Below are 3,280 nucleotides of genomic sequence, written 5' to 3' on the forward strand. Positions count from 1 at the left end.
GGGCAGCCCGGGCCGATGGCCTCCCAGGTGGGGCCGGGCGAAGGCCGGGAAAGGCGGTCGAGGACGTTGCGGGTGACGCGGGCCAGCGCCGGGTCGTGCAGGGTGTTGCCCCAGTTGATGGTGCCCGCGTTGAAGACGGTGCCCGCGCCGAGGCGGTGCACGCTCATGGTGGCGGCGCCGGCTCTGCCGTACCGGCGCCAGTGGGCGAGGTCGGCGGTGGCGAGGACGACGAGCGACGGCGGCGCGCCGTCGCGGCCCGACGCCCGGGGCACGCCGTCCACCCAGTCGAGGTCGGCGGCGTCCGTCTCGTAGCCGATAGCGCCCCGCCCGAACGGGTCGCCGTCGGCCAGCCCGGTGCCGTCGAAAACCCAGTGCCCGGCGAATCGGACGGTGTAGCACTCCCCGGCCATGACGCTCGAGTCGACCCAGCAGCCGGCGCCGTTCCTGAACGACAGGCCGGTCAGGATGTTCTCCGGGCGGTTGACGGGTTCGCTGGGCCATTCGACGGTGACGCGGCCCGGGTCGGTGGCGGCCATGGGGTCGGCCACGGCGTCGCGATAGCAGACCATGGTGCGCAGGTCGTCCTCGAACCGGACCTGCCACCAGCAGGTGTTGCCGGAGAAGACGGCGAGGTTGCCGCCGCGCCGCACGAACTCCTCGACCGCGTCCCGCATCTCCCACGACCAGTACTCGTCGTGCCCGTTGACGACCAGCAGCCGGTAGCGGCCCAGCAGGTCGAGGCCGGCGAGCGGGGCCGGGCCTGCGTGCAGGTCGAGGGCCGAGCAGTAGTCGACGGCGTAGCCGGCCGGCGCGAGCCAGCGGAGCAGGCCCAGCTCCCACTCCTCGACCTGCGGCCCGGCTCCGGGACGGTCGAAGGTGACCTTGACGGCGCGGTCGGGCTGCTCCGCCTGGTAGAGACCCTCCCCGGGGACACCGGGCCGGTTGTACGCCTCCCAGGTGGGGAACGGGATCGACAGCAGAATGGGCGAAGCGGGCACAGCACTGCGTACGACGAAATATGCCGAAATATCGTGGTAGATGGCTCGATAGAGCGAGCTGGGCCAGTCCGTCCCGACCTTCAGCGTCCAGAACGGTCCCGGCGCGGCTGCGCACTCCAGGACGGTTCGCCCCGACGGCACGTCCTCCACCCTGATCGGCCCGCCGCCCTCGTCGAGCAGGCGGAAGCGCAGCGCGTCGCCCTGCGCGCACGACGTCGACGTGGCGTACAGGCTCATGTTCGCGCCTCCCCCGCCACCACCTTCTCCAGGTCGAGCAGGTAACGCTCGGCGTCCGGCGGCGGCAGCAGCGCGGTGTCGGCGTAGCACGACACCTCCATCCGGCCGGGCTCGCCGCCGACGTGCACGCGGAAGTCGCAGATGTTGCGGTCCATCGTGTCCGTCCTGACCACCTCCGTCACCCCCGGAGCGGGCTCGCGCGGCATTCCGTCCTCCTGGACGAGCCGCTGGTCGTTGAAGCAGCCGAACGACCTGATGCCCGGCCCGGCGCCGCCGACCGCCTCCGCCATGGCGCACGGGTCGTACTGGGCCAGCCGGTAGGCGCGCAGCGCGCTCCCCCACGCCTGGCGTACCAGCGCGTCGAACGAGCCGGTACGCAGGTCGAGCACCACGAGCGCCTCCTGCGAGATCGTACCCACCACGTCGCGGCGGCCGGCCGCGAAGCGGTTGTTCACGATCACCCGCATCCCGTGGAAGCGCTGCCCGGTGAGCCCGCCGGCCAGCCGCATCGCGGCGGCCAGCAGCACGGTGGAGGAGCTGACCCGGTTGCGGGCGGCGACGTCCTGGGCGGCGGCGTCGAGGGCGGGCGAGCGCAGGGTGACCTCGACGAAGCGGGGCCTTTGCGGCGGGTGCGACGGCGGCGGGACCGGGTCGAGGCGGGCGTGCTCGGCGAGCCAGGCGGCGATGGTCTCCCGCGACAGGCGCCGCCCGTCGGCCGAGCCCTGCCAGGCGGCCAGTTCCCTGGGCGACGGGCCCGGCGGGGGCGGCAGGGAGTCGCGCAGCAGGAGCAGCCTGAAGTCCTTAACGAGGAGGTCGGCCGCGTGGCCGTCGGCGGCGAGGTGGCTGAGGACCAGGACGACCTGGCGTACGTGTCCTGCCTCCGTCACGAACGCCACCCGCAGCGGCCACTCCTCGTCGTACCGGAACGGCCGGGCCGTCAGCCGGTCGCACACCTGCGGGCCCGGCTCGTCCCCGACCACCTCGAAGCCCGGCCGCGTCTCCGGGAAGATCCGCTGCAGCGGCGCGTCGCGCGGTCCGGTGAGCCGGGTGCGCAGGGACTCGTGCCTGGCGACCAGCCGGTGGAGGGCCTGGACCGCGCGCTCCACGGTGACGGGCCGCTTCCTGGGCGCGTCGAACACGCGGCCGATGTTGAGGTAGTGGTCCTGCGGCTGCGCCGCTAGGACGGCCCGCCAGATGTCCTGCTGGCCCCATGTCAGCGGCGCGTCGACCGGTTCAGCCATGCCGGGCGGTTCAGCCGTGCAGCCGTACGTAGTCCACCAGCTCGTCGAGGCCGTCCAGGGTGGTGGGTTCGAGCTGCACCCCGAACTCGGCCTCCACCGCGTCGATCAGCCTCAGGCAGGCGAGCGAGGTGACGCCGAGATCGCTCAGCCGGCTGCGCCCGGCCATCACCTCGGCCGGGTCGACCGCGCCGTCGGTGGCCTTGGCGATCATGCCGGCGAGCCGCTCGCGGAGCTCTCCATCCATCAACACCTGGTGAACCCTCCCTGGTCGGGGAATCCGCGGCGAGTGTGTCACGCGTTACCAGATGTCGGCAAGCGCCTGAAGGTGAGGGCTTGACGCCTCTGTGCATTTTTTCTAGCGTCAAGCGGCACGACGAAAATAATTCTGGGGGTGGTTCCGTCGGCCCTTCCAGTCCCCGATCTCCTGTCGTCCCGAGCAGCCACCGAGCCTGATCACGAAGCCCTCGTCGTCGCCGGCCAGGGAGCCATGACCCTGCGCGAATGGGACGAGCGCTCCACCGCCGCCGCCCGCGGGCTGCCGGGGCCGCTCCGGGGCGAGCGGGTGGCGCTGGTGTTCGGCGGCCGGGACTGGCTGGACTACGCGGTGAGCTGGATGGCCGTGCTCAAGACGGGCGGCGTGGCGGTGCCGCTGCCGGACCGGGCGGCCCCTCCCGAGCAGGCGTACATGATCGAGCACTGCGGCGCGGCGGCGGTGGTGCACGGGCGCGGCGCGCTGCGGGAGCCGCCCGCGGGACCCGCCGTCATCGCCTTCGAGGAACTGTTACGCCGCCCGGGAGCCCCGCC

The 3,280-nt window shown here is 73.0% G+C and carries 4 protein-coding genes; 1 reads left to right on the plus strand and 3 read right to left on the minus strand.

Translation table 11 applies throughout. From position 1 onward, the window contains the following. The 3 genes from E1267_RS43155 to E1267_RS43165 all read right to left on the minus strand — a co-directional run. On the minus strand, nt 1-1,235 hold a 1,235-nt coding region (locus tag E1267_RS43155), incomplete at its 3' end, for a N,N-dimethylformamidase beta subunit family domain-containing protein (RefSeq protein WP_181957931.1). Beyond that, entirely contained in the window at nt 1,232-2,476 is a 1,245-nt protein-coding gene (locus tag E1267_RS43160; protein ID WP_132342025.1) for a condensation domain-containing protein, read from the minus strand. The genes E1267_RS43155 and E1267_RS43160, both read right to left, overlap by 4 nt. Nucleotides 2,477-2,486: 10 nt before the next feature. Further along, a complete protein-coding gene (locus E1267_RS43165; protein WP_132342027.1) occupies nt 2,487-2,720 on the minus strand; it encodes an acyl carrier protein in 234 nt (77 codons plus the stop codon). A 243-nt stretch (nt 2,721-2,963) separates the two neighbouring features. Between E1267_RS43165 and E1267_RS43170 the strand changes: the two genes are divergently transcribed. Continuing rightward, the coding region (locus tag E1267_RS43170) for an AMP-binding protein (RefSeq protein WP_246064729.1) at nt 2,964-3,280 on the plus strand (317 nt) is incomplete at its 3' end.

This window comes from Nonomuraea longispora (genome assembly GCF_004348345.1).
Taxonomy (GTDB): domain Bacteria; phylum Actinomycetota; class Actinomycetes; order Streptosporangiales; family Streptosporangiaceae; genus Nonomuraea; species Nonomuraea longispora.